Raw genomic sequence first — 23,040 nt, 5'->3', positions numbered from 1 at the left:
GCGCTACCCTTTCAGGGACCCCTTGGTGGAGGGAACCGCGTCCGGCTGGCGCGGGTCGCGCTCAAGTGCCGAACGCAGCGCACGCGCCACGGCCTTGAAGCAGGTCTCGGCGATGTGGTGGTTGTTGGCGCCGTAATGATTGGTGACATGCAGCGTGATGCCGGCATTCTGCGCCAGCGCGTGGAAGAATTCGCGCACCAGCTCGGTGTCGAACGTACCGATCTTCGGCGACGAGAATGAAACATTCCAGACCAGAAAAGGCCGGCCGGAGACGTCGATTGCCGCTCGCGTCAGTGTCTCGTCCATGGCGAGGTCGATCGAGGCGTAGCGCATGATGCCGCGCCGCTCGCCCAATGCCTTGGCCAGCGCCTGGCCGAGCGCGATGCCCGTATCCTCGACCGTGTGGTGGTCGTCTATGTGCAGGTCGCCCTTGGCCTTCACGGTCATGTCGATCAGCGAATGGCGCGACAACTGGTCCAGCATATGGTCGAAGAAGCCGACGCCCGTCGAAATGTCGGATTTGCCCGAGCCGTCGACCTGAACCGACACGGAGATGTCGGTTTCCCTGGTCTTGCGGCTTATCTCGGTGGAACGGGGCGCCATAACCTCATCCTTGTCTCAGATTTTGCACGATTCAGGCGTTCACATGCCTGAAAACGAAAGCCTTCTAGCAGCATGATCCTGCGATTGCCAGTTACCGCTGCCGAGCACAGTCCGGCCCGGCGGATGGCCGGTTTGCAATCGTCGGGCCTATGCATACATATGGCCGATCGAGTCACTCGTAACGCGCCGATCGCCTCGATGGGATCGGTGCTGATCGGAGCAGAAAATGTCGAATGAACTGACCATGCATGCCACGACCATCCTCACCGTGCGCAAGGGCGGCAAGGTGGTGATCGCCGGCGACGGCCAGGTCAGCCTCGGCCAGACCATCATGAAAGGCAACGCCAAGAAGGTGCGCCGCATCGGCAAAAGCGGCAACGTCATCGCCGGCTTTGCCGGCGCCACTGCCGATGCCTTCACGCTGCTCGAGCGGCTCGAAGCCAAGCTCGAACAATATCCCGACCAGCTGACACGCGCCTGCGTCGAGCTCGCCAAGGACTGGCGCACCGACCGCTATTTGCGGCGGCTGGAAGCGATGATGCTGGTGGCCGACAAGTCGGTGTCGCTGGCGCTGACCGGCACCGGCGACGTGCTGGAGCCCGAATTTGGCGTGATGGCCATCGGCTCGGGCGGCAATTACGCGCTGGCAGCGGCACGCGCCTTGATGGATAGCGACAAGGACGCCGAGGAGATCGCCCGCAAGGCGATGCAGATCGCGTCAGACATTTGCGTCTACACCAACAACAGCTTCGTCGTCGAAACTCTCGATGCCGCCTGAGCGGAGCCTCCGCTATAGTTTTCGGCCGGTGACCGAGAGGGACCTGCCGATGATCGCCGGCTGGCTTGCAGAGCCGCATGTCGCCGAATGGTGGAACGACCCAGAGACCGAGATTGCGGAGATCCGCGAACATATCGACAGCATTTCGGTCGAGCCGCTGATTGTCGAGCTCGACGGAAAGCCCATCGGCTATTTGCAGAGCTACGATCCGCATCTGGAGGACGGCCATCCCTATAGCGACCAGCCGTTCGGCACGCTCGGCATCGATCTGTCGATCGGCGTGCCGGAGCTTGTCGGGATCGGCCACGGCGCGGCGATCGTCCGGCAGTTCGTCGAGCAGCTTTTCGAGGAAGGTACGCCGCGCGTGATCATCGACCCGGACCCCGCCAATGCACGGGCTATCCGTGCCTATGAAAAGGCCGGTTTCAGGGCTATCGATCGCAGGAAGTCGGAATATGGCGATGCCGTGCTGATGGCGATTGATGCCCCAGAGGGTGATGCCGGACAGGGTGACGCCGAACAGGGTGACGCAGAAGAGGGGCAATAGCAGCATGAGCGTTTCCAGCGACAAAACCGTTTCGGCCTACGAAGACAGCTGGCGAATGGGGCTTCTGCTGGTTCTCGGCCTGGTCATCTTCCAGGCCGGGGCTCTCTACGGCATGGGGCGGACGCCGATCTGTACCTGCGGCTACGTCAAGCTGTGGCACGGCATCGTGCAGAGCTCCGAGAATTCCCAGCATATTTCCGACTGGTACAGCTTCTCGCACATCATTCATGGCTTCCTGTTCTATTCGCTGGCGTGGTTCCTTTTCCCGCGCTCGCCGATCGGGTTCAGGCTGGCCTTTGCGGTGGTTATAGAGGGCGGCTGGGAGCTGCTCGAGAACAGCCCTTTCATCATCGATCGCTATCGTGCCGGCACGATCTCGCTCGACTATTATGGCGACAGCATCATCAATTCGGTGTCGGACACGCTGGCCATGGTGCTGGGGTTTGTCATGGCGCGAAGGCTTCCTATATGGGTGATCGTAACCCTCGCCCTCATCTTCGAATTCGGTGTCGGCTATCTCATCCGGGACAATCTGACACTCAACGTGATCATGCTGCTGCATCCGTTCGAGTCCATTCGGCAGTGGCAAAGTGGAATTTAGTGACATGAGCACCTTCTCTCCCCGCGAAATCGTTTCGGAACTCGACCGCTTCATCATCGGCCAGAAAGACGCCAAGCGTGCCGTCGCGATTGCCTTGCGCAACCGCTGGCGCCGCCAGCAGCTCGAAGGCCAGATGCGCGAAGAGGTGATGCCGAAAAACATCCTGATGATCGGCCCGACCGGTGTCGGCAAGACCGAGATTTCACGCCGCCTGGCACGCCTTGCCGGTGCGCCTTTCGTCAAGGTCGAAGCCACCAAGTTTACGGAGGTCGGCTATGTCGGCCGCGATGTCGAGCAGATCATCCGCGATCTGGTCGAGATCGCCATCGGGCTGGTGCGCGAGAAGATGCGCGAGGACGTCAAGGCGCGTGCCCACATCAACGCCGAGGAACGGGTGCTCGAAGCGCTTGTCGGCAAGACGGCGAGCCCGGCCACCCGTGACAGTTTCCGCAAGAAGCTGCGCGACGGCGAGCTCGACGACAAGGAGATCGAGATCGAAGTGGCCGATACCGGCAATGGCGGCATGCCCGGTTTCGAGATCCCCGGCATGCCGGGCGCCAATATCGGCGTGCTCAACATCAACGACATGCTGTCGAAAGCGATGGGCGGCAAGAAGACCAAGTTGCGCAAGACGACGGTCAAGGAGTCCTACGGGCTGTTGATCAGCGACGAGTCCGACAAGCTGCTCGATCAGGACGAAGTGGTGCGCAGGGCGCTCGAATCGACCGAGAATGACGGCATCGTCTTCCTCGACGAGATCGACAAGATCGCCTCGCGCGAAGGCGGCATCGGTGCCGGCGTTTCGCGTGAAGGTGTGCAGCGCGACCTGCTGCCGCTGGTCGAAGGCACCACGGTTGCGACCAAATACGGACCGGTGAAGACCGACCACATCCTGTTCATCGCCTCGGGCGCGTTCCACGTCGCCAAGCCCTCCGACCTGCTGCCGGAATTGCAGGGCCGCCTGCCGATCCGCGTCGAGCTGCGGGCGCTGGAGAAGGACGATTTCGTCCGCATCCTCACCGAGACCGAAGCCAGCCTGATCAAGCAGTATATCGCGCTGATGAAGACCGAAGGCGTCGACCTGGTCTTCACCGACGACGCCATCGATTCGTTGGCCGGCATCGCCGTGGACCTCAACGCCAGCGTCGAGAACATCGGCGCCAGGCGGCTGCAGACGGTGATGGAGCGGGTGCTGGACGATATCTCCTACGACGCGCCGGACCGCAACGGCACCTCGGTGACCATCGATGCCGCCTATGTCGAGAAGCATGTCGGCGACCTCTCCAGGAACACGGATTTGTCGCGTTTCATCCTGTAGGAGACGCTCCATCCTCGAAGAGGCCGGGGAATTGCTCCCGGCCTCCGCCTAATTCGGCCCGGCATTCCCGATGTGTGGCCAAATGGAAGCATCCGGCAAGCTTTCGTCCCGTCCGGTGCAGGCGTCTCTCGACTCCCGGCGGAGCATTACCTAGTTTGCCGGCGATTATTTGGGCGGCGGCGCATGAAAAAACTGATCCTCGTCATTTTGGGGCTGACGCTGGCGGCAGCCATGTTCGCCGCGCAAGCGGCAACGATGGTGCCGCCGGGCAACCGCAACGCCGAGCAGCCCGACATACCGGGCGCATCGAGCCGGCGCACCCAGGCGACCAACACCACGTTCCAGGCGAAATACCGCAAGGTCTTTGCGCTGCTCCAGAACGATGCCGAGCTGCGCGGCAAGATCAAGCAGGCGGCCGCGGCCTATGGCATCGACCCAATGCATATCGTCGGCGCCATCGTCGGCGAGCACACCTACAACGTCGACGCCTATGACCGACTGCAGACCTACTACGTCAAGGCGATCTCGTATCTGTCGAGCAAGCTCTCCTTTGCCTATGATGGCGAGGACATCACCGATTTCATGCAACGGCCGCAATTTGCCAAATGCGCAGGGAAGTCCGACAGCTACGATTTGTGGGAGTGCCGCGAACAGGTGTGGAACCGGTCGTTCCGCGGCAAAACTGTCAACGGCGAGAGCTTTCCCAACGACCGCTTCGGTGCCACTTTCTTCCAGCCTTATTATGCCGGCCAGACTTTTGGCCTTGGCCAGCTCAATCCGCTGACCGCACTGCAGATGAGCGACCTCGTGCACAAGGTTTCCGGCCTGCCGGAACTCGACGTCGGCGACCCGAACGCGGTCTACAAGACGATCATGGACCCTGACCTGACACTGCCTTATGTCGCGGCGACGATCAGGAAGTCGATCGACGCCTATAGAAGCATTGCCGGCTTCGACATCTCAGGCAATCCCGGCATCACGTCGACGCTCTACAATGTCGGCAATCCCGAACAGCGCGCCTATGCACTGAAAGCCGAGAACGACAAGCGCCGCGCTGCGGGCGACCCGGAAAAGCTGCCTGAGGAAAATTACTATGGCTGGCTGGTCAACGACAAGCTGTCGGAGCTGAAGGCGCTGTTTTAGCCGAACGCGTTCGGCCAACTATCCACGCGGCGGATCAAGCCGCCAGCAGCGACTTTAACTTGACGGTCTGCGAGACTAGCGCTTCCGGCGCCGGCTTTGCCTGCTTTGCAATCAGCATCTCGGCCAGCCTTATGTCGCGGGCGACCGCGTTGCCGGGGCCGATGCCGCTTGCCGCAACCAGCCTGCCGTCCTCGGCGAGGTGGAACAGGATGAAGGCGCCGTCGCCGAGGTCGCGGCGCGCGATGCTGCGGCCTTCGTCCGACAGGCCGGCGATCTGTAAGGTCAGGCCGTACTGATCCGACCAGAACCACGGCACCGCCGCATGGGACTCGCCGGCGCCAAGCATATTCCTAGCGGCGAGCGCGCCCTGCTCCTGTGCATTGCGCCAGGCTTCGAGCCGCACGCGCCGGCCGCCATAGATGGCGAGCGGAAACGAACAGCAATCGCCGGCGGCAAAGATATCCCGGTCGCTGGTGCGAAGCTCGGCGTCGACGGCGATGCCATTGTCGATGGTCAGCCCTGCCTCCGCGGCAAGTCCGGTCACCGGCACGGCGCCGATGCCAATCACGGCAAGATCGGCGACAATGTCGCGTCCACCGGCAAGCGCGATGTGCACTTCGGCGCCATTATCGGCAATGGCGGCGATGCCCTCGCCGCACAGGATTTTCACGCCTTCGGCTTCATGCGCCTGATGGATGATCTCGGCGATCTCGGCCGGGACGCCGCGCATCAGAATGCGCGGCTGCGCCTCGATGACTGTGACCGCCGCACCCAGTCTGCGTGCCGCCGCGGCAAGCTCAAGCCCGATAAAGCCGCCGCCAATGATGGCGACGCGATTTCCGGCGCTGAGATGGGCGCGAATGGCCAGCGCGTCGTTGAAGGTCCGCAGATAGACGCAGCGCCCGCCAAGGCCCGGCATCGCCAGTTTGCGCGGCACCGAACCGGTCGCCAGCAGGAGCTTGTCGTAAGTCAGGACGGAACCGTCCGAGAGGCGCACGACATGCCCCGCGCGGTCGATCGCCACCGCCTGGACCGAGTGGACATGCCTGATCGATCTTTCGGCCAGGACCGCCTCACTGGCGATCGCCTTGATCAGGGGCGCCTCGGCGATCATCGCGTCTTTCGACAGCGGCGGCCGCTCATAGGGCAGATGCGGCTCGTCGCCGACCAGCATCACCGGTCTATTAAAGCCGAGCTCGCGCAGCGCAAGGGCGGCGCGCCCGCCGCATTCGCCGGCGCCAATGATGACCATTCCCTTCGTCATCATCAACCGATCCGGACAAGGACTTTGCCGGCGTCGACTTTGACCGGATAGGTTCTTAGATCGACGCAGACCGGCGCGCCCCTGGCAGCCCCAGTCTTGTAATTGAAGCGGCCATTATGCTTCGGGCATTCGATGATATCGTCCATCACCAGCCCGTCCGCCAGATGCACCTTCTCATGCGTGCAAAGCCCGTCGGTGGCGAAATACTCGTCGTCGGGGCTGCGATAGATGGCAAAGGTGCGACCGCCATGGTCGAAGCGCATCACGTCCTCTTCGTCGATGTCCCCAGCGTCACAAGCCTCGACCCAGTCGCTCATTTGCGCTTTCCCCGATTCTTGGTGCCCCGGCGTGGGCTTTTCATTCAGCAGCCACCGCAGCGGCAGCGTTATCGTTGTGGAAATCCTCGCGATAGGGCCTCGCCGTCGGCGGCAGTTCGCGCTTGATGAAATAATCCTCATTGCGCAGCTGGCGCAGGAAGGCGGGTACCATCTCGCGGTAGCCGGCCAGGATGGACGGTGTCGGCGCCGGCAGATCGTGCTTGATCAGTTCGTGTAGCCTGGGCAGCGCGTGATAGGGCACCATGGGAAACATGTGATGCTCGACGTGGTAGTTCATGTTCCAGTAGATGAAGCGGCTTATCGGGTTCATGTAGACGGTGCGGCTGTTGAGCCGGTGATCGGTGACGTTTTCAGCCAGGCCGCCATGCTGCAGCAGGCCGACCATGACATGGTGCCAGGCACCGTAAAGCCTGGGCAGACCGACCAGCATCAGTGGCAGGAACGAGCCGGTATAGAGCGCCAGCGCAATGGTCGCGGCATAGATTGTCGTCCAGATGCGGGCAATGCGGATTGCCTTCGGCTGCTCCTGGTCGGGAATGAAGGTTCTTTCGGCCGGGCTGATGATACCGGCCGCATTGCGCAGCATGTCGCTCATCGCATGCCAGGCATCGAGAATACCGACGAAGTTGAGCACCACGCGCAGCAGATCGGGCGGACGCATCACCGATATCTCAGGATCGCGGCCGACGATGATGGTATCGGTGTGGTGGCGCGTATGGCTCCAGCGCCAGGTCACCGGGTTGCGCATGATCATGAAGCAGGCGACCTGATAGACCGCGTTGTTCATCCACTGCGTCCTGAAGGCGGTGCCGTGGCCGCATTCGTGCCAGCGTGAATCGGTGGAGGAACCGTAGAGGACGCCGTAGACGAAGAAGAACGGCACACACCACCAGCTGCCCCAGAACCAGGCGGCGCCGGCTCCGCTGAGGATCATGGCGCCGAGCCAGATGATGGTATCGCGGATCGCCGGGCCGTCGGAGCGCTGCATCAGCTCCTTCATCTGCTTGCGCGGCACGTCGGTGTGATACCACTCGGCCGCCGCCAGCCCGCTCTCGACGGCAAGCTTCGCGTGGCGGCCGATCAGGCTGTAGTCGCGTCGGGACGCTGCTGCGGAGCTCGTATTCCCGGTTCGGAGTCCAATATCCACCATGGCGGAGGCCTCGATCATATTCGGTCAGCGTTCAAAATAGCGCCGAGCCCTGATAGGCTCAATATCACAAAGATAGTTTCTATCATTTTCCATCAGAATGGTGTAAAAGGGAGCCGGACAGTAGAGTGAGGCAGCGATGGCGAAACGGCCGACGATCACCGACCTGGCACGCATTTCGGGGGTCAGCGTTGCCACCGTCGACCGGGTGCTGAACAACCGCTTGCCGGTGCGCGAGGAAACCGCGCGCCGCGTCTATGAGGCCGCGACCAGCATCGGCTATCACGCAGCCGGATTGATCAAGCAGCGGATGCGCCATGAATTGCCCGAATACCGGCTCGGGTTCCTGCTGTTGCGGCGGGAGGACGTCTTCTACAGTGAATTTGCCCGCGAGCTTGAACTGGCGGTGTCGCAGTCGCCTCGGCTTCGTGGCGTGGCGACCATCGACTTCGCCGCTTCGCTGGCGCCGGACGAGATCGTCGAGCGGATGCGCAAGCTGGCCGCCAAATCCAGGGCCGTCGCCCTGGTCGGGCCTGATCACCCGACGCTGACGGTCGCCGTCGAGGCTCTCAAAGCCAATGGCGTACCGGTGTTCTCCCTGCTTTCCGACTTTGCGTCCGGTATTCGCGAGGGCTATGTCGGCCTGGACAATCGCAAGGTCGGCCGCACCGCTGCCTGGATGATCTCGAAGGCCGCGAAGAGACCTGGCAAGGTCGCCCTGTTCGTCGGCAGCCATCGCTTCCATGGCCATGAGCTTCGCGAGATCGGTTTTCGCTCCTTCTTTCGCGAGCAGGCGCCGGAATTCACTCTCCTCGAGACATTGGTCAATCTGGAAGCGAACCAGATCACGCATGATGCAATGATCGAGCTTCTGGCCCGCCACCCCGATCTCGCCGGTTGCTATGTCGCCGGTGGCGGCATGGAAGGTGCGATCTCGGCGCTGAGGGAGGCAAAGCCGGCTGAGATGCCGGCGGTCGTCTGCAATGAGATCACGCCCGACTCGCGCGCGGCGCTGGCGGATAATTTTCTGACCATGGTGATCTCGACGCCACTGGCGGCGCTTTGCCGCGAGCTTGTCGGGCTGATGGCGCATGCCATCGAGACCGGCGCTGCGAATGCGCCGGGCCAGACCTTTCTGCCCTTCGACATTTATCTGCCGGAAAACATCTGACGTCGCGGTCATCGGCGGCAGACATGATGTAATCTATCAGAACACTTTCAGGCCTGACTTGCCTGAGCGTCGGTCTAAAAGCGCTCGAAATGCCGAAAATCCATTCCTCATGGCGAAATCTCGCTTGACGCCCACGCGAAATGGAATAAATATTTCACCAGCTGAGCATTTTGGTTCTTTCGTTCCGGAAGATCTGTTTCAGGCAAATGCCTCCGGAACCAAAAATGGCAATCGGGAGAGAATTCCCTGCGAGATCGGGGATTCCGGGTAGATCGGTGCAGCCGGACACCAATGTGGAGGAGAAATAAAATGAAAAAACTGCTTTTGGGCGTCGCGTTCGCGGCGCTGATGAGTTCGTCCGCCTTTGCTGCCAAGATCGGCGTGTCGATGGCGTTGTTCGACGACAATTTTCTCACCGTGCTGCGCAACGGCATGATCGAGCAGGCCAAGGGCATGGATGGCGTCGAGCTGCAGGTGGAGGATGCGCAGAACGACGTCGCCAAGCAACTCGACCAGATCAAGAACTTCGCCGCCTCGGGCGTTGACGCCATCATCGTCAACCCGGTCGACACCTCGGCCACCCAGGCGATGTCGGACGCAGCCGCCGCTGCCAAGATTCCACTGGTCTATGTCAATCGCGAGCCGGTCAACGTCGACACGCTGCCCGACAACCAGGCCTTCGTCGCCTCGAACGAAGCCGATTCCGGCACGCTTGAGACCAAGGAGGTCTGCCGCCTGTTCAAGGAGGCCGGCAAGACTGAAGCCAACGTCTATGTGATCATGGGCGAGCTGTCGAACCAGGCAGCGGTGCAGCGCACCAAGGACATTGACGACGTGATCGCCGCGCCGGAGTGCAGCTTCATCAAGATCATCGACAAGCAGACGTCAAACTGGAAGCGCGAAGAAGCGCAGAACCTGATGACCAACTGGCTGTCAACCGGCAAGCCGTTCGACGGCGTCATCGCCAATAATGACGAAAGCGCCATCGGCGCCATCCAGGCGATGAAGGCCGCCAACATCGACATGAAGTCGGTTGTCGTCGGCGGCGTCGACGCTACCCAGGATGCGCTTGCGGCGATGCAGGCGGGCGACCTCGATGCGACAGTGTTCCAGGACGCGGCCGGCCAGGGTGCCGGCGCGCTTGACGCAGCGCTCAAGCTGGCGAAGGGCGAGAAGGTCGAGCACAAGGTCTACATCCCGTTCCAGCTGGTCACGCCGGCAAATATCGACAAGTTCCTGAAGAAGAACTGAGGCGGACCTGTCCGATACGGAGCGGCGCGCCAAAGTAAGACAGCGCCGCTCCGCTTTTTCCCTCTCGGCCTGAACAGCGCCGAGAGGAGAACCGTGGCTGACGGAGGAAGCACGATTGGCACAGACATCTCACGGCGTCGGCGGGCTCAGCTATGATGCAAAGCGGCGCGCATGGCCGGCCGAATTCAACGTCTTCCTGGCGCTCGTCATCCTCGTCGGCGCTTTCGAGCTGATCGGCCGGGTTTTCCTGGGCGACAGCTTCCTGTTCAATACCCGCGACAATATCGATGCGATCTTCAACGAAGCGCGCCTGCAGATCATCATCCTGCAGGTGTCGATCGTCGGCATCATTGCGATCGGCGTGACGCAGGTGATCATTACCGGCGGCATCGACCTTTCCTCGGGTTCGATCGTCGGCGCCACGGCGATGATAGCCATGAGCTTCGCCCAGGTGGCGACCGTCAATGGCAACCCGAACCCCAAGGCGATGTTCATCGCCCAAGGCTGGACCGACCTGCCGGTGATCGTGCCGGTGCTGGTCGCGATCGGCTGCGGCCTGCTGGCCGGCTTGGTCAACGGCGCTTTGATCGCCTACACGCGCATCCCGCCGTTCATCGCCACCCTCGGCATGATGGTCACCGCGCGCGGCATCGCCAAATGGTGGTCGAAGGGACAGCCGATCTCGTTTCCGACCGAGAGTTTCGCCGCCATCGGCAAGGGGCTGATGCCCGTCATCATTTTCATATCGCTCGCAGTGCTGTTCCAGCTGATCCTGAGCTACACCAAATATGGCAAGCACTGCTATGCAATCGGCTCCAATGAGGACGCCGCGCGCATGTCCGGCATCAACATCGCCAATCACAAGATCCTCGTCTACGTCATTGCCGGCGTCCTCGCCGCGCTCGCCGCCGTGGTGCTGAGCTCGAAAAATCTCACCGCCCAGGCCGGCATGGGTGTAATGTACGAGCTCGATGCGATCGCCATGGCGGTTATCGGCGGCGTGTCGCTGTCGGGCGGCCGCGGTTCGATTATCGGGACGGTGATCGGCTCGCTGATTTTCGGTGTCATCATCTCCGGCTTCACCTTTCTGCGCCTCGACGCCTATTATCAGGAGATGGTCAAAGGCGTGATCATCGTCGGCGCAGTCGTTCTCGACCAGTGGCGCCAACGCCTGCGGGCAATGAGGGCTTGATCATGTCGGACATCGTCCTGAAGACCGAAAACCTGACCAAGTATTATGGCGGCGTCCATGCGCTGGAGGGTGCCAACTTCGAGCTGCGCAAGGGTGAGCACGTCGCCATCATGGGCGACAACGGCGCCGGCAAATCGACCTTCGTGCGCCAGATAACCGGCGTCGAGCAGCGCACCAGCGGCAGGATGTGGTTCGACGGCAAGGAAGTGAATTTCGCCGGGCCGATCGAAGCCCGCGAGGCGGGCATCGAGACGGTGTTCCAGAACCTGGCGTTGGCCGACGACCTCGACGTGCCGTCGAACCTGTTCCTCGGCCGCGAGCGGGTGCTTTTCAATCTCGGGCCCTTCTCGATCCTCGATCGCAAATTCATGCGCAAGGCGACCGAGGCGGCGTTGGTCCGCACAGCGGTCAAGATTCCCAATCTTTCCAACACCATCCGCCACATGTCGGGCGGCCAGCGCCAGTGCGTAGCAATTGCCAGAACCGCGACCTTTGCTTCCAAGCTCATCATCATGGATGAGCCGACGGCGGCACTCGGCGTGCAGGAGACGATGCAGGTCGAAAACATCATCCGCACGCTGAAGGAGAATGGCGAACCGCTGATCCTGATCTCTCACAACATGCGCCAGGTGTTCGACCTGGTCGACCGCATCGTCGTTTTCCGGCGCGGCCGCATCGTCGCCAATTTGCGCAAGCAGGACACTGACGGCAACGATATCGTCTCCTACATCACCGGTGCCAAGACCGGGCAGGCGGAGCTTGCGGCGTAACGGCCAACGCCGAGCCACAGGCGCTGACTCCTTCTTCCAAACCATCTTCAAAGGAAATTCTTCATGCCTCTTCGTTTTGCTCTTCTCGGTGCCGGCCGTATTGGCAAGGTCCATGCTCGCGCTGTCGGTTCCAATCCTGAGGCCAGGCTGGTTGCAGTTGCCGACGCCTTCGAGAAGGCGGCGACCGATCTGGCCTCTGCCTATGGCGCCGAAGTGCGCAGCATCGATGCCATCGAACGGGCCGGCGATATCGATGCGGTCGTCATCTGCACACCGACCGATACCCATGCCGATCTGATCGAACGCTTCGCCAAAGCGGGCAAAGCGATTTTCTGCGAAAAGCCGATCGACCTCGACGCCGCCAGGGTGGAACGTTGCCTGGCCGTCGTCGACAAGACCGGCGCGACCCTGATGGTCGGCTTCAACCGCCGCTTCGATCCGCATTTTGCCGCCGTGCGCAAGGCTATCGACGACGGTGCGATTGGCACCGTCGAGATGGTGACCATCACCTCGCGCGATCCCGGCCCGCCGCCGCTCGACTATATCGGCCGCTCGGGCGGCATCTTCCGCGACATGACCATTCATGATTTCGACATGGCGCGATTCCTGCTCGGCGAGGAGCCGGTGGCGGTCAGCGCGCATGCTTCCGTGCTGGTCGACAAGAAGATCGGCGAGGCCGGCGACTTCGACAGCGTCAGCGTGATCCTCGAAACTGCCTCCGGCAAGCAATGCGTCATCTCCAACTCACGCCGCGCCACCTACGGCTACGACCAGCGTATCGAGGTGCATGGCTCGAAAGGCATGATTGCGGCCGAGAACCAGCGGCCGGTGTCGATCGAACTTGCCAATGAGAAAGGCTATACGCGGCCGCCGCTGCACGATTTCTTCATGACCCGTTATCTCGACGCCTATGCCAACGAGATCGCTGCCTTCATCGCGGCAGCGACGTCAGGCAAGAAGGCGGCGCCGAGCGGCAAGGACGGGCTGGTGGCGCTGAGGCTGGCAGATGCGGCGCTGAAATCGGCCAAGGAAGGCAAGACCGTCCGCCTCGACCAAACAATCTGACTATCAAGCACAGGAGCAAGGCGATGAACGGTTCAGCCGGTCGCAATTCCGAAACACGCGCCATCGTCACCGGCGGCGCACAAGGCATCGGCTTCGCCGTCGCCGAGGCGCTGGCCGATGAGGGCTGCCGGGCGCTGGCGCTGATCGGCCGCTCGCAGGAGAAGGGCGACAGGGCTGTCGCCGCTCTCAAGCGCGCAGGCGTCGATGCCGTCTTCATCAGCGCCGACGTCTCAAAAGTGGCCGACTGCAAGCGTGCGGTCGAAACGGCGATTGGCCATTTCGGCACCGTCAACGCGCTGGTCAACGCCGCCGCCACCTCGGCTCGCGGCTCGCTGGTCCAGACCTCCGAGGATCTCTTCGACCAGATATTCCAGACCAATGTGCGCGGCCCGTTTTTCCTGATGCAGGGCGTGGTGGCGCATCTGCTGGCGCGCCAGGCAACGGGCTCGATCGTCAACGTGCTGTCGATGTCGGCGCATTGCGGCCAGTCGTTCCTGGCACCCTATTCGTCGAGCAAGGGAGCGCTGGCGACACTGACCAAGAATGTCGCCAATGCCTATCGCGGCAATCGCATCCGCTGCAATGCGGTGCTGCCCGGCTGGATGGATACCGAGGGCGAGGACATCGTGCAGAAGAAGTGGCACGACGCGCCGGATGACTGGCTGGCGAAGGCCGAAGCCGCACAGCCGATGGGCCAATTGGTGAAGCCGGACCAGCTTGCCCGGTTGATCAGCTATATGATCAGCCCGCAGTCCGGCGTCATGACCGGGTCGCTTGTCGACTACGATCAGAGCATCGCCGGGGCGTCGCCGGAATAATGCCGGCAAGTCTAGCGGAACGCCGCCCATCACTTCGTCATCCTCGGGTCTCCGCGACGGAGCTCCGCTCCTGCTTCGCCCTGGGATGACGAAGTTCGGGGGGCTTCAGCCAATCGCGAATGGGCTGGAGTAGACCTCCTCCTCACCAGGCACGTGACAAACGCAACCGCTTCGACTATATCAGCCGTCATGATCAACCTGACCGCCACCTATTGGTACTTTATGAGCTCGCTGGCGGCGGGAGGATTGCGCTCGATCTGAAGATTGCAGCAACAACATCCGAACAGCCGCCAGATCTGGCGGCTTTTTTGTCTCAGCCGGCAGGTCTCCCCAATCAGGAGCAGAAAGCCGTGTTGACCACCACAGACGATCTTCGGGTCAAAGAAATCAGGGAATTGAGTACGCCGGACGAGGTGATGCGGGAAATACCGCGCACACTGACGGCAACGCGCACCGTTGCCGCGTCACGCAACGCCATCCACGCCGTGCTGACCGGCACCGACGACCGACTGGTGGTCGTCGTCGGCCCCTGTTCGATCCACGATCCGGCCGCTGCCGTAGACTATGCCAGCCGTTTGGCATCGCTGCGTGAAAGCCTGTCGGACCGGCTGGAGATCGTGATGCGCGTGTATTTCGAGAAGCCGCGCACGACGGTCGGGTGGAAGGGCCTGATCAACGATCCCGACCTCGACGGCAGCTTCAACATCGACAAGGGCCTGAGGATGGCCCGCAACGTGCTCGCCGCCGTGAACAATCTCGGCCTGCCGGCGGCGACCGAATTCCTCGACATGGCCACCCCGCAATATATTGCCGACCTCGTCGCCTGGGGAGCGATCGGCGCGCGCACGACCGAGAGCCAGATCCATCGCGAACTGGCGTCAGGCCTGTCCTGCCCGGTCGGCTTCAAGAACGGCACCGACGGCAATTTGCGGATCGCCGCCGAAGCCGTGAAATCCGCCGCCCAGCCGCATCATTTCATGGCGGTGACGAAGGGCGGGCGCAGCGCCATCGCGACGACCACCGGCAACGAGGACTGCCACGTCATCCTGCGCGGCGGTATTGTGCCGAATTATGACGCGGCCAGCATTGCTGCTGCCTGCGCGGAACTCGGCCGGATCGGCGTGGCGCCGCGGCTGATGATCGATGTCAGCCACGCCAACAGCTCGAAGAAGCCGGAAAACCAGCCAGGGGTGGCCTCCGACGTGGCTGGCCAGGTCGCGGCAGGCGACGAGCGCATCATTGGCGTCATGATCGAGAGCAACCTTGTCGCCGGCCGGCAGGATGTCATGCCCGGCAAGCGGCTCGTCTATGGCCAGAGCATCACCGATGGCTGCATCGACTGGGCAACCACTGAGACGGTGCTGTACGGCCTTGCCGACGCCGTCGAGCGGCGCCGGTCGGTGCGCCGCGCCATGATCGCCGACCGTCCTGGAGCCGCCTGACGAGGCCGAAGATGCCAGCGAGGACAAGGCGGGGGTCCTGATTTCAAGCCAGGACTTCACGCCGCCTTCAGACCTTGCCAGGCGGTTAGTACCGAAACCGCAACGAGAAGCAGTCCGGCCGTCCGGCCGGCAAATGCGGTCGCCCGGGGATTGGCGACCAGGAGATTGCGGCTGCGACCGGCGGTAAGGGCAAGTGCACCATAGACGGCAAACTGCAGGGCGATCGTCATCAATCCCATGATGGACGCCTGCATCCAGATCGGGCCGTAAGCGGGCTTCAGAAACTGCGGATAGACCGCAAAGACGAAGAGATAGGCTTTGGGATTGATCAGGCAGATCACCAGCCCCTGGCGAAACGCCTTCCAAGTGGAGCGGCTGCCGGCTAGCCGCTCGTGGCCGATCTTGATCGAGCTGCGCATCAGCGTCAGGCCGATAAAGGCCATGTAGGCAGCGCCGGCAATCAGCAGCGGATTGTAGAGGATCGGCACGAAGTGCATCAGCAAACCGACGCCGACAGCGCCGTTCAGCGTATGCGCCATGCCGCCCAGCATGATGCCGCCGGTCGCGGCAAGCCCCCTCTTGCCGCCTCCGGTCAGCGCATTGGCGAGCACGAAAAGCATGTCCATGCCGGGCACGATGATGATGCCGAACAGGAGGAGGAAGAACAGCCAGAGATTTTCCGCATAACCCATGTCAGTTGCCTGTCGCCTCGACCGGTCAAGCCGCTGAGGAATGTGTGATTTTCAATTCGATAAGCAGTGGTATAGGTCAGCTCAACTGACGATGTAGTGTCAGTTGTGATCGAAGCGGGCGAGGAAATGCGCAAGGCGTCGCGTCTGTTCGAGATCATCCAGATCGTGCGGCTGGCCAGGCAACCGGTGACGGCAGCCATGATGGCCGAGCGGCTGGAAGTGACGGTGCGCTCCGTCTATCGCGACATTGCCGCGCTGCAGGCAATGCGCGTGCCGATTGAGGGCGGGCGAGGCATCGGCTATGTCCTGCGCCCCGGATTCGATCTGCCGCCGCTGATGTTTTCGATCGAAGAAATGGAGGCGATCGTTCTGTCGCTCGCACTGCTGGAGCGCACGGGCGACACCGAGCTCAAGCAGGCGGCCAAACGCGTCAGCGACAAGATCGCCGGCGCGGTGCCGCCTCCTTTGCGCCAGACATTCGATGCCAATGCGCTGCATGCATGGGGGTTCGCCGCGCCTTCGGCCGGCGCGGTCGATCTGGCGCTGGTACGGCGCGCCATCCGCGACGAGGAGAAGCTGGACCTATCCTATCGCGACGAACTTGGCCGCGCCTCCGAGCGCCTCATCCGCCCGATCGCCCTGATCTATTACGCAGAAACCGCCAACATCGTCGCCTGGTGCGAGTTGCGCCAGGCGATCCGCAATTTCCGCAGCGACCGGATCAGGGACTGCCGGGCAACAGGGCTACGGTTCAAGGGCGAAGGCGATCGGTTGCGGCAGATCTGGGTAAACGGCTGGGAGACGAACGCCCCTGCTGCCGGCGATTGAAGCAACCATCGCGAAAAGCGGATGCCAGAACCTATCAAGCGGGAGACTACCGCACCTCCATCCAGCGCTGTTCCGCGAACGAGCGCGCCATCGCGTGCACGGTGCGCTCGATCTCCAGGCCTTCGTCGAAGTCGATGATCCGCGCCGGCTTGCCGGCAAGCCGCGTCAAAAGTTCCCGGCATTCGATGATCTTCAGGTCGTTGAAGCCGAGGCCGTGGCCGGGCGCCGGCAGGAAGGCGTCATAAGGCGTATGGTGCGGCGCCACCAGGATGGTGCGATAGCCTTGCTCGGTCGGCCGGTCGGCTGTCAGATAGAGCTGGAACTCATTCATCCGCTCCTGGTCGTACAGGATTGAGCCCTTCGAACCAAAAATCTGGATGGCGATCCGGCCTTTGCGGCCCCAGGCCGAACGGTTGACCAGCAGCGTGCCCGCGATGCCGTTTTCGAGATGCATCAGGATGCTGGCGATGTCATAGGTCTCGACCGCGCGGCGCCCGCCCGAGGCGACGCGGCGGTCGGCATAGGGTCTGGCCATGTCGCACATGACGCGGGCAACGCGGCCGAACAGTACGGCGACGAGCGACAGCGGATGCACGGCGAAATCGTCGAGCGCGCCGTAACCGGACGCCGCCTCGTGCTTCCAGAAGAACAGCGCCTCCGGATCGGCCATGAAGTCCTCGTCCATCTCGATACGCAGATGGTTGACCTCGCCGATGATCTTCTCGTCGAGCAGCGCGCCGATATGACGGATCGCCGGGTTCTGGATGTAGTTATAGCCCAGCGCCGCAACCTTGCCGGATTTCCGGGCGGCCGCAGCCATCGCTTGCGCCTCCGCAAAACTCGGCGCCATCGGTTTTTCACACCACAGATGCTTGCCGGCTTCGAGGATGGCGATGGCCATTTCCGGGTGGAACTGGTTCGGGGTGGTCAGCGAGATGACATCGACATCCGGATCGTCGACGACGGCGCGCCAGTCACCGGACGCCTTGGCGAAGCCGAATTCGCTGGCACGGCGTTTGGCAAGGTCCTCGTTGACCTCGCCCAGATGGACCAGCCTTGGCTTGGCCACATCGGGAAAGACGGTGCCAACCGCGTTCCAGGCAATGGCGTGGCACTTGCCCATGAAGCCCGTGCCGATAAGACCTATCCCGACCATCTGCTTTGTCTCCGCTGCGTCCGAATTTTGTGTGGATGAATTAGTCCATTTTGTCTCCGAATGGAACGCTTGTCTCATTTTTTATGGTGTTCTTGCACAGGCCCGCTATGATGGGGCACAGAGGGAACCGACGATGAGCCTGGGCGGAGCGACGATGGACGAACGGGTGCCTCGCGATTTCGAAACGCTTCGGGCGACGATCCTGGAGCGGCGCCAGAGCCTGCCGAAACGCATCGCCCAGATCGCCGCCTATGCGCTCGACAACCCTGACGATATCGCCTTCGGCACCGCTGCCAGCATCGCCGCTTCCGCCGGTGTTCAGCCTTCGACCCTGATCCGCTTTGCCCAGCAGCTTGGCTTTGACGGTTTCACCAGCCTGCAGCTGGTGTTTCGCGAGCGCCTGCGCGAGCGCAACTCATCCTATGATGAAAGGCTGGCGGCATTGCGCGCCAAGGCCGAGGAAGGCGCCGGCCACCGGGCGATTTTCGACGGTTTTGTCGCCGCAGCCAGCACCTCGCTCAACGACATTTCGCGCACGCTGAATGAAGACCATTTCGAAGATGCGATCGCCGTGCTGGCCAAGGCGGAAACCATTTACGTGCTGGCCAAGCGGCGCTCTTACCCGGTTGCCTCCTATATCGCCTATGCATTGGGCAAGCTCAAGATCCGCAACCAGCTGATCGAATCGGCCGCCGGCCTCAATGCAGAGATGATCGGCTTTGCCTCTCCAAGGGATGCCGTCATCGCCATCAGCTTTTCGCCCTATGCCCCGGCCACCATCGAGGAGGCGCGCGTCATTTCGGAGCAAGGCGTGCCGATCGTGGCGATTACCGACAGCTCCTTTTCGCCGCTCGCCCAGTTCGCCAGGGTCTGGTTCGAGGTCGCCGAAGCCGATTTCGCCGGCTTCCGCTCGCTGTCGGCGACGATGGCTTTGGCCATGGCGCTGACTGTCGCCGTCGGCGAGAAGCGGCGCGATACCGGCAAGAAGCGCAAGCCTTAGATCACCTCTATTGCCATTTCGCCTTCTGCAAAAGCCGCGCTGCGTCGCGGGCAGGCGGCGACCCAAACTGGCGGGCATACTCCCGGCTGAACTGGGAAGCACTCTCATAGCCGACAGCGAAGGCGACACGCGCCACGCTGCCCGGCTGGGCAATCAGCAGATGGCGGGCCTCCAGCAAGCGGATTTGCTTTTGATACTGGATTGGGCTCATGGCCGTCGCCGCCTTGAAGTGACGATAAAATGCGGCACTGCTCATACGGGCGATCTCGGCCAGATCGCCGACGAGGACCGGCTGATGGGGATGCGAACGGATCCAGGCGATCGCCCGGCCAATCCGGGACAGATGGCCATCGGCGCGCGCAAGTTCACGAAGCTTTCCGCCCTGGGGGCCTTGCAGGAGCCGAAACAGCATCTCTCGCTCGATCATGGTCGCGAGCACGGCAATCTCCGCTGGCCGGTCAAGCAACCGCATCATTCGACGCAACGCGTCGAGCAGGTCGTCATCAACGGGCGAGGTGGCGAAACTGTCGCCACTGAGGGCCGGCCCGTGCTCGACGAGGAGCGCGGCGACGGCCTGCAGGTCAAGGGTCAAGCCAATGGCCAGATAAGGACGCGCCGCGCTCGCTTCGACTATCTGGCTGATGGTGGGCGTCTCGACAGTGTAGATGAAATAGCTGGCCGGATTGTAACGAAGAGCCCGGTCGCCGATCAGAACCGTCTTCGCGCCCTGCAATACGAATAAGATCCCCGATCCCCATACGCCCGGTGATGGCGTCGTGGCAACTTCGCTGCGGCCGATCGAAACACGGGGAATCGCCGTTCTTGTTCGCCGCCCGTACGCATGGCGGCCGGCGATCTCGATCAACTCCTGCAGCGCCTCGCTCATTGCGCCAGCATCGCGCATTCGTACCGGCCGCGCAACAGCGTGAGAGGATTAGGCAAGAGCTGGAGAGTTTCCGGCGCGCGGCACCCGCTGCCTCGCGCCATTTGTGGGTCTTCCACAAGAAAAATGGAGACACTGAAATGACGACTTCGAAAACCGCGCTGGTGACCGGCGCCAACAAGGGTATAGGCCGCGAAATCGCCCGGCGACTGGCGACCATGGGCTTCAAGGTCTGGCTCGGCACCAGGAGCGCCGAACGCGGCATGGCGGCGGCGCAGGCATTGCGCGCCGAAGGCCTCGACGTGGAGTGGCTTGAGCTGGACGTCACGCGGGATGACAGTGTGAAGGCGGCAGCCGAGGCATTCAGGCAGGCCAGATCCTGTCTCGACGTGCTGGTGAACAACGCCGGCGTCGCCATCAACTACGACCTGCCGCCGAGCCAGCAGCGGATCGCCGACATCCAGGCCACCTACGACGTCAATGTCTTCGGCCCGATCCGCGTGACCCAGGCATTCCTGCCGCTGCTGCTGGCAGCACCTGCTGCCCGGATCGTGATGGTGAGCAGCTCCACCGGGTCCATCGGCCGGGCGCTCGATCCCGCCACCGCGAACCACGCCGTCAATATGATGGGCTACGGCAGCTCGAAGACAGCCTTGAACGCCATCGCCGTGGCCTTCGCCAGGGAGCTCGCGCCCCAAGGCATCAAGGTCAACGCCGCGGCGCCCGGCTACACCGCCACCGATCTCAACGGGTATAAAGGTCACCGCACGGTGCAGCAGGCGGCCGAGATCGTCATTCACCTGGCGACCCTGGACGCCGATGGCCCGACCGCCGGGTACTTCAACGATGATGGGCCGCTTCCTTGGTAAATCGGCTGGTTTCAGTGGTAGACACTTGACGTCCGTCTGACTTCAAAGTTTCTGAACGCGCGAGCCTTGCACAGCACTTTTCAGCCTTGGGAATGCTCGTTCCATATTGACTATGGATTGGAATTATTATTTCATATTGTCGGCGCCACGCTGCCGCTCGCGCGTGTTACCCAAGACAACAAAGCCGATGGGAGGTTCGAATGGGCGAAGCCGTGGAAGCGAGACATGCGCCGCTCGACATCATCACGATCGGCCGCGCTTCCGTCGATCTCTATGGTCAGCAGATCGGTTCGCGCCTCGAGGACATTACTTCCTTTGCCAAGTCGGTCGGCGGCTGTCCGGCCAACATCGCGGTCGGTACTGCCAGACTAGGCCTGCGCTCGGCGCTGCTCACCCGCGTCGGCAATGAGCAGATGGGCCGCTTCATCCGCGAGCAGCTGACCCGCGAGGGCGTTTCGGTCCAAGGCCTCAAGACCGATCCGGAGCGGCTGACCGCCCTGGTGCTGCTGTCGGTCGAGGATGAAGGCGTCTCGCCGATGATCTTCTATCGTAGCGATTGCGCCGACATGGCGCTTTCGGAAGACAATATCGATGAGGCGTTTATCGCTTCGGCACGCGCGGTCGTCGTCACCGGCACGCATTTTTCACGGCCCAACAGCGACGCCGCCCAGCGCAAGGCGATCCGTGTCATGAAAGCCAAGGGCGGCAAGGTGGTGTTCGACATCGACTACCGCCCTAACCTGTGGGGCCTCGCCGGCCACGCCGAAGGCTTCGAGCGCTATGTGAAATCCGACCGCGTCTCGGCGCAGCTGAAGACGGTGCTGCCCGATTGCGATCTCATCGTCGGCACCGAACAGGAAATCATGATCGCCTCGGGCACAGACGATTGCCTGAGTGCGCTGAAAACCATCCGCTCGCTGTCGGCGGCAACCATCGTGCTGAAACGCGGTGCCATGGGCTGCATTGTCTATGACGGGCCGATCAGCGACGACCTCGAGGACGGTATCGTCGGCAAGGGGTTTCCAATCGAGGTCTACAACGTGCTCGGCGCCGGCGACGCCTTCATGTCGGGCTTCCTGCGCGGCTGGCTCGGCGAGGAAAGCCTGGCGACGGCGGCAACCTGGGCCAATGCCTGCGGCGCCTTTGCCGTGTCGCGGCTGCTCTGCGCACCGGAATACCCGACTTTCGAGGAATTGCAGTTCTTCCTGAAAAACGGCAGCAGGCATCTGGCGCTGCGCAAGGACGAGGCGATCAACCACATCCATTGGGCGACCACGCGCCGGCGCGACATCCCCTCGCTGATGGCGTTCGCCTGCGACCACCGCGTCCAGTTGGAGGATGCCGCGACAAAAGCCGGCGCCGATCCGTCGCGAATCCCAGCTTTCAAGGTGCTGACGGTCAAGGCCGCGGCCAAGGTCGCAGCTGGCCGCGCCGGCTACGGCATGCTGCTCGACGAAAAATACGGACGCGAGGCGATGTTCGAATTCGCCCACCATTCCTTCGCCTGGCTCGGCCGGCCGGTCGAGTTGCCGGGTTCGCGGCCGCTTCGCTTCGAGTTCTCGCAAGACATAGGTTCGCAACTGACCGAATGGCCGGTCGACCATTGCATCAAATGCCTGTGCTTCTATCATCCCGACGATCCGGCGGCGCTGAAGAGCGAACAGCAGGAGAAACTGCGCGCTTTGTTCGAGGCCGCGCGGAAAGTGGGCAGAGAACTTCTGGTCGAGATCATCGCCGGCAAGCACGGCAAGCTCGACGACATGACGATACCGCGCGCGCTCGAGGAACTCTACGCACTCGGCATCAAGCCCGATTGGTGGAAGCTCGAACCGCAGGCATCGGCCGGCGCATGGGCAAAGATCGAGGCGGTGATCCTGAAGCACGATCCTTGGTGCCGCGGGATTGTGCTGCTCGGTTTGGAAGCGCCGCAGGACGAACTGGAAGCGGCCTTCGCCGCGACCGCCAAGGCGCCCATCGTCAAGGGCTTTGCAGTCGGCCGCACTATCTTCATCAACGCGGCCGAACAATGGCTTGCCGGCAAGATGTCGGACGATGAAGCGGTTGCCGACATGGCAGCTCGCTTCGAGCGACTGACCGAGGCATGGCTTGCGGCGCGCGGCCGCAAAGCAGCATAAGAAGGCGCGGCATAAGGACTGCGGAGGAA

General features: G+C 62.4%; 23 protein-coding genes. 16 read left to right on the top strand and 7 right to left on the bottom strand.

All coding sequences use genetic code 11. The annotated features are described in order from the left end of the window. Positions 1-3: 3 nt before the first annotated feature. Positions 4-603, bottom strand: a complete 600-nt coding sequence (gene hisB / locus NKH21_RS03145) for an imidazoleglycerol-phosphate dehydratase HisB (RefSeq protein WP_352863005.1) — start codon at positions 601-603, stop codon at positions 4-6. Positions 604-829: 226 nt separating this feature from the next. On the opposite strand from hisB, the gene hslV reads away from it, so the two are divergent. The 5 genes from hslV to NKH21_RS03120 all read left to right on the top strand — a co-directional run bounded on the left by hslV (position 830) and on the right by NKH21_RS03120 (position 4,990). Then, a complete protein-coding gene (gene hslV, locus NKH21_RS03140; protein WP_352663510.1) occupies positions 830-1,381 on the top strand; it encodes an ATP-dependent protease subunit HslV in 552 nt (183 codons plus the stop codon). Beyond that, positions 1,371-1,928: a GNAT family N-acetyltransferase gene (locus tag NKH21_RS03135; protein ID WP_352663512.1), complete on the top strand. Its 558-nt coding sequence runs from the start codon at positions 1,371-1,373 to the stop codon at positions 1,926-1,928. Before hslV ends, NKH21_RS03135 begins: the two co-directional genes overlap by 11 nt. A 4-nt stretch (positions 1,929-1,932) precedes the next feature. Further along, on the top strand, positions 1,933-2,529 hold the full coding sequence (locus NKH21_RS03130) for a DUF2585 domain-containing protein (protein ID WP_352863004.1): 597 nt from the start codon (positions 1,933-1,935) through the stop codon (positions 2,527-2,529). Positions 2,530-2,533: 4 nt separating this feature from the next. Then, positions 2,534-3,847, top strand: a complete 1,314-nt coding sequence (gene hslU / locus NKH21_RS03125) for an ATP-dependent protease ATPase subunit HslU (protein WP_254815924.1) — start codon at positions 2,534-2,536, stop codon at positions 3,845-3,847. A gap of 183 nt (positions 3,848-4,030) precedes the next feature. Beyond that, positions 4,031-4,990, top strand: coding sequence for a DUF1402 family protein (locus NKH21_RS03120; RefSeq protein WP_352863003.1), 960 nt, complete (start codon positions 4,031-4,033; stop codon positions 4,988-4,990). 34 nt (positions 4,991-5,024) lie between these two features. On the opposite strand, the gene NKH21_RS03115 is transcribed toward NKH21_RS03120, so the two are convergent. Genes NKH21_RS03115 through NKH21_RS03105 form a run of 3 tightly spaced genes read right to left on the bottom strand, consistent with a single transcriptional unit; the run spans position 5,025 to position 7,760 of the window. Then, entirely contained in the window at positions 5,025-6,254 is a 1,230-nt protein-coding gene (locus NKH21_RS03115) for an NAD(P)/FAD-dependent oxidoreductase (RefSeq protein ID WP_352863104.1), read from the bottom strand. A 2-nt stretch (positions 6,255-6,256) separates the two neighbouring features. Beyond that, complete coding sequence (locus tag NKH21_RS03110) at positions 6,257-6,571, bottom strand: MocE family 2Fe-2S type ferredoxin (protein ID WP_352565657.1); 315 nt, start codon at positions 6,569-6,571, stop codon at positions 6,257-6,259. Positions 6,572-6,611: 40 nt separating this feature from the next. Beyond that, positions 6,612-7,760, bottom strand: a complete 1,149-nt coding sequence (locus tag NKH21_RS03105) for a fatty acid desaturase family protein (RefSeq protein WP_502911840.1) — start codon at positions 7,758-7,760, stop codon at positions 6,612-6,614. Positions 7,761-7,878: 118 nt separating this feature from the next. Here NKH21_RS03105 and NKH21_RS03100 point away from each other — a divergent pair, with 118 nt between their 5' ends. From NKH21_RS03100 to NKH21_RS03070, 7 genes are all read left to right on the top strand, one after another. Continuing rightward, complete coding sequence (locus NKH21_RS03100) at positions 7,879-8,910, top strand: LacI family DNA-binding transcriptional regulator (protein WP_352863002.1); 1,032 nt, start codon at positions 7,879-7,881, stop codon at positions 8,908-8,910. A gap of 309 nt (positions 8,911-9,219) precedes the next feature. Beyond that, a complete protein-coding gene (locus NKH21_RS03095) occupies positions 9,220-10,161 on the top strand; it encodes a sugar ABC transporter substrate-binding protein (RefSeq protein ID WP_352863001.1) in 942 nt (313 codons plus the stop codon). 115 nt (positions 10,162-10,276) lie between these two features. Beyond that, entirely contained in the window at positions 10,277-11,353 is a 1,077-nt protein-coding gene (locus tag NKH21_RS03090) for an ABC transporter permease (RefSeq protein ID WP_292655972.1), read from the top strand. A 2-nt stretch (positions 11,354-11,355) separates the two neighbouring features. Then, positions 11,356-12,123, top strand: coding sequence for an ATP-binding cassette domain-containing protein (locus NKH21_RS03085; RefSeq protein WP_254815918.1), 768 nt, complete (start codon positions 11,356-11,358; stop codon positions 12,121-12,123). Between the two features lie 63 nt (positions 12,124-12,186). Continuing rightward, on the top strand, positions 12,187-13,188 hold the full coding sequence (gene iolG / locus NKH21_RS03080; RefSeq protein ID WP_352863000.1) for an inositol 2-dehydrogenase: 1,002 nt from the start codon (positions 12,187-12,189) through the stop codon (positions 13,186-13,188). Positions 13,189-13,211: 23 nt separating this feature from the next. After that, positions 13,212-14,006, top strand: coding sequence for an SDR family oxidoreductase (locus tag NKH21_RS03075; RefSeq protein ID WP_352862999.1), 795 nt, complete (start codon positions 13,212-13,214; stop codon positions 14,004-14,006). A gap of 350 nt (positions 14,007-14,356) precedes the next feature. Further along, the gene (locus tag NKH21_RS03070) at positions 14,357-15,448 is read left to right on the top strand and encodes a 3-deoxy-7-phosphoheptulonate synthase (protein WP_352862998.1); all 1,092 of its coding nucleotides are present in this window, start codon (positions 14,357-14,359) and stop codon (positions 15,446-15,448) included. 56 nt (positions 15,449-15,504) lie between these two features. Here the strand turns inward: NKH21_RS03070 and NKH21_RS03065 are convergent, their stop codons facing one another. Further along, on the bottom strand, positions 15,505-16,140 hold the full coding sequence (locus NKH21_RS03065; RefSeq protein WP_352663531.1) for a LysE family translocator: 636 nt from the start codon (positions 16,138-16,140) through the stop codon (positions 15,505-15,507). A gap of 126 nt (positions 16,141-16,266) precedes the next feature. On the opposite strand from NKH21_RS03065, the gene NKH21_RS03060 reads away from it, so the two are divergent. Next, positions 16,267-16,968 carry a helix-turn-helix transcriptional regulator gene (locus NKH21_RS03060; protein WP_352863100.1) on the top strand — a complete coding sequence of 234 codons (702 nt, stop codon included), beginning with the start codon at positions 16,267-16,269 and terminating at the stop codon, positions 16,966-16,968. A gap of 46 nt (positions 16,969-17,014) precedes the next feature. Here the strand turns inward: NKH21_RS03060 and NKH21_RS03055 are convergent, their stop codons facing one another. Beyond that, positions 17,015-18,124, bottom strand: coding sequence for a Gfo/Idh/MocA family protein (locus NKH21_RS03055; protein WP_352862997.1), 1,110 nt, complete (start codon positions 18,122-18,124; stop codon positions 17,015-17,017). Between the two features lie 154 nt (positions 18,125-18,278). Here NKH21_RS03055 and NKH21_RS03050 point away from each other — a divergent pair, with 154 nt between their 5' ends. Beyond that, the gene (locus NKH21_RS03050; RefSeq protein ID WP_352663941.1) at positions 18,279-19,124 is read left to right on the top strand and encodes a MurR/RpiR family transcriptional regulator; all 846 of its coding nucleotides are present in this window, start codon (positions 18,279-18,281) and stop codon (positions 19,122-19,124) included. Between the two features lie 7 nt (positions 19,125-19,131). Here NKH21_RS03050 and NKH21_RS03045 read toward each other — a convergent pair whose 3' ends face one another. Beyond that, positions 19,132-20,010 carry an AraC family transcriptional regulator gene (locus NKH21_RS03045; RefSeq protein ID WP_352862996.1) on the bottom strand — a complete coding sequence of 293 codons (879 nt, stop codon included), beginning with the start codon at positions 20,008-20,010 and terminating at the stop codon, positions 19,132-19,134. A gap of 137 nt (positions 20,011-20,147) precedes the next feature. Between NKH21_RS03045 and NKH21_RS03040 the strand changes: the two genes are divergently transcribed. Beyond that, positions 20,148-20,876: an SDR family oxidoreductase gene (locus tag NKH21_RS03040; protein ID WP_352862995.1), complete on the top strand. Its 729-nt coding sequence runs from the start codon at positions 20,148-20,150 to the stop codon at positions 20,874-20,876. Positions 20,877-21,076: 200 nt separating this feature from the next. After that, a complete protein-coding gene (locus tag NKH21_RS03035; protein ID WP_352862994.1) occupies positions 21,077-23,011 on the top strand; it encodes a bifunctional 5-dehydro-2-deoxygluconokinase/5-dehydro-2-deoxyphosphogluconate aldolase in 1,935 nt (644 codons plus the stop codon). Positions 23,012-23,040: the final 29 nt, after the last annotated feature.

Origin of the sequence: Mesorhizobium sp. M1329, from assembly GCF_040318035.1 — a bacterium.
Classification (GTDB): domain Bacteria; phylum Pseudomonadota; class Alphaproteobacteria; order Rhizobiales; family Rhizobiaceae; genus Mesorhizobium.
This window is presented reverse-complemented; position numbering and strand designations above follow the sequence as displayed.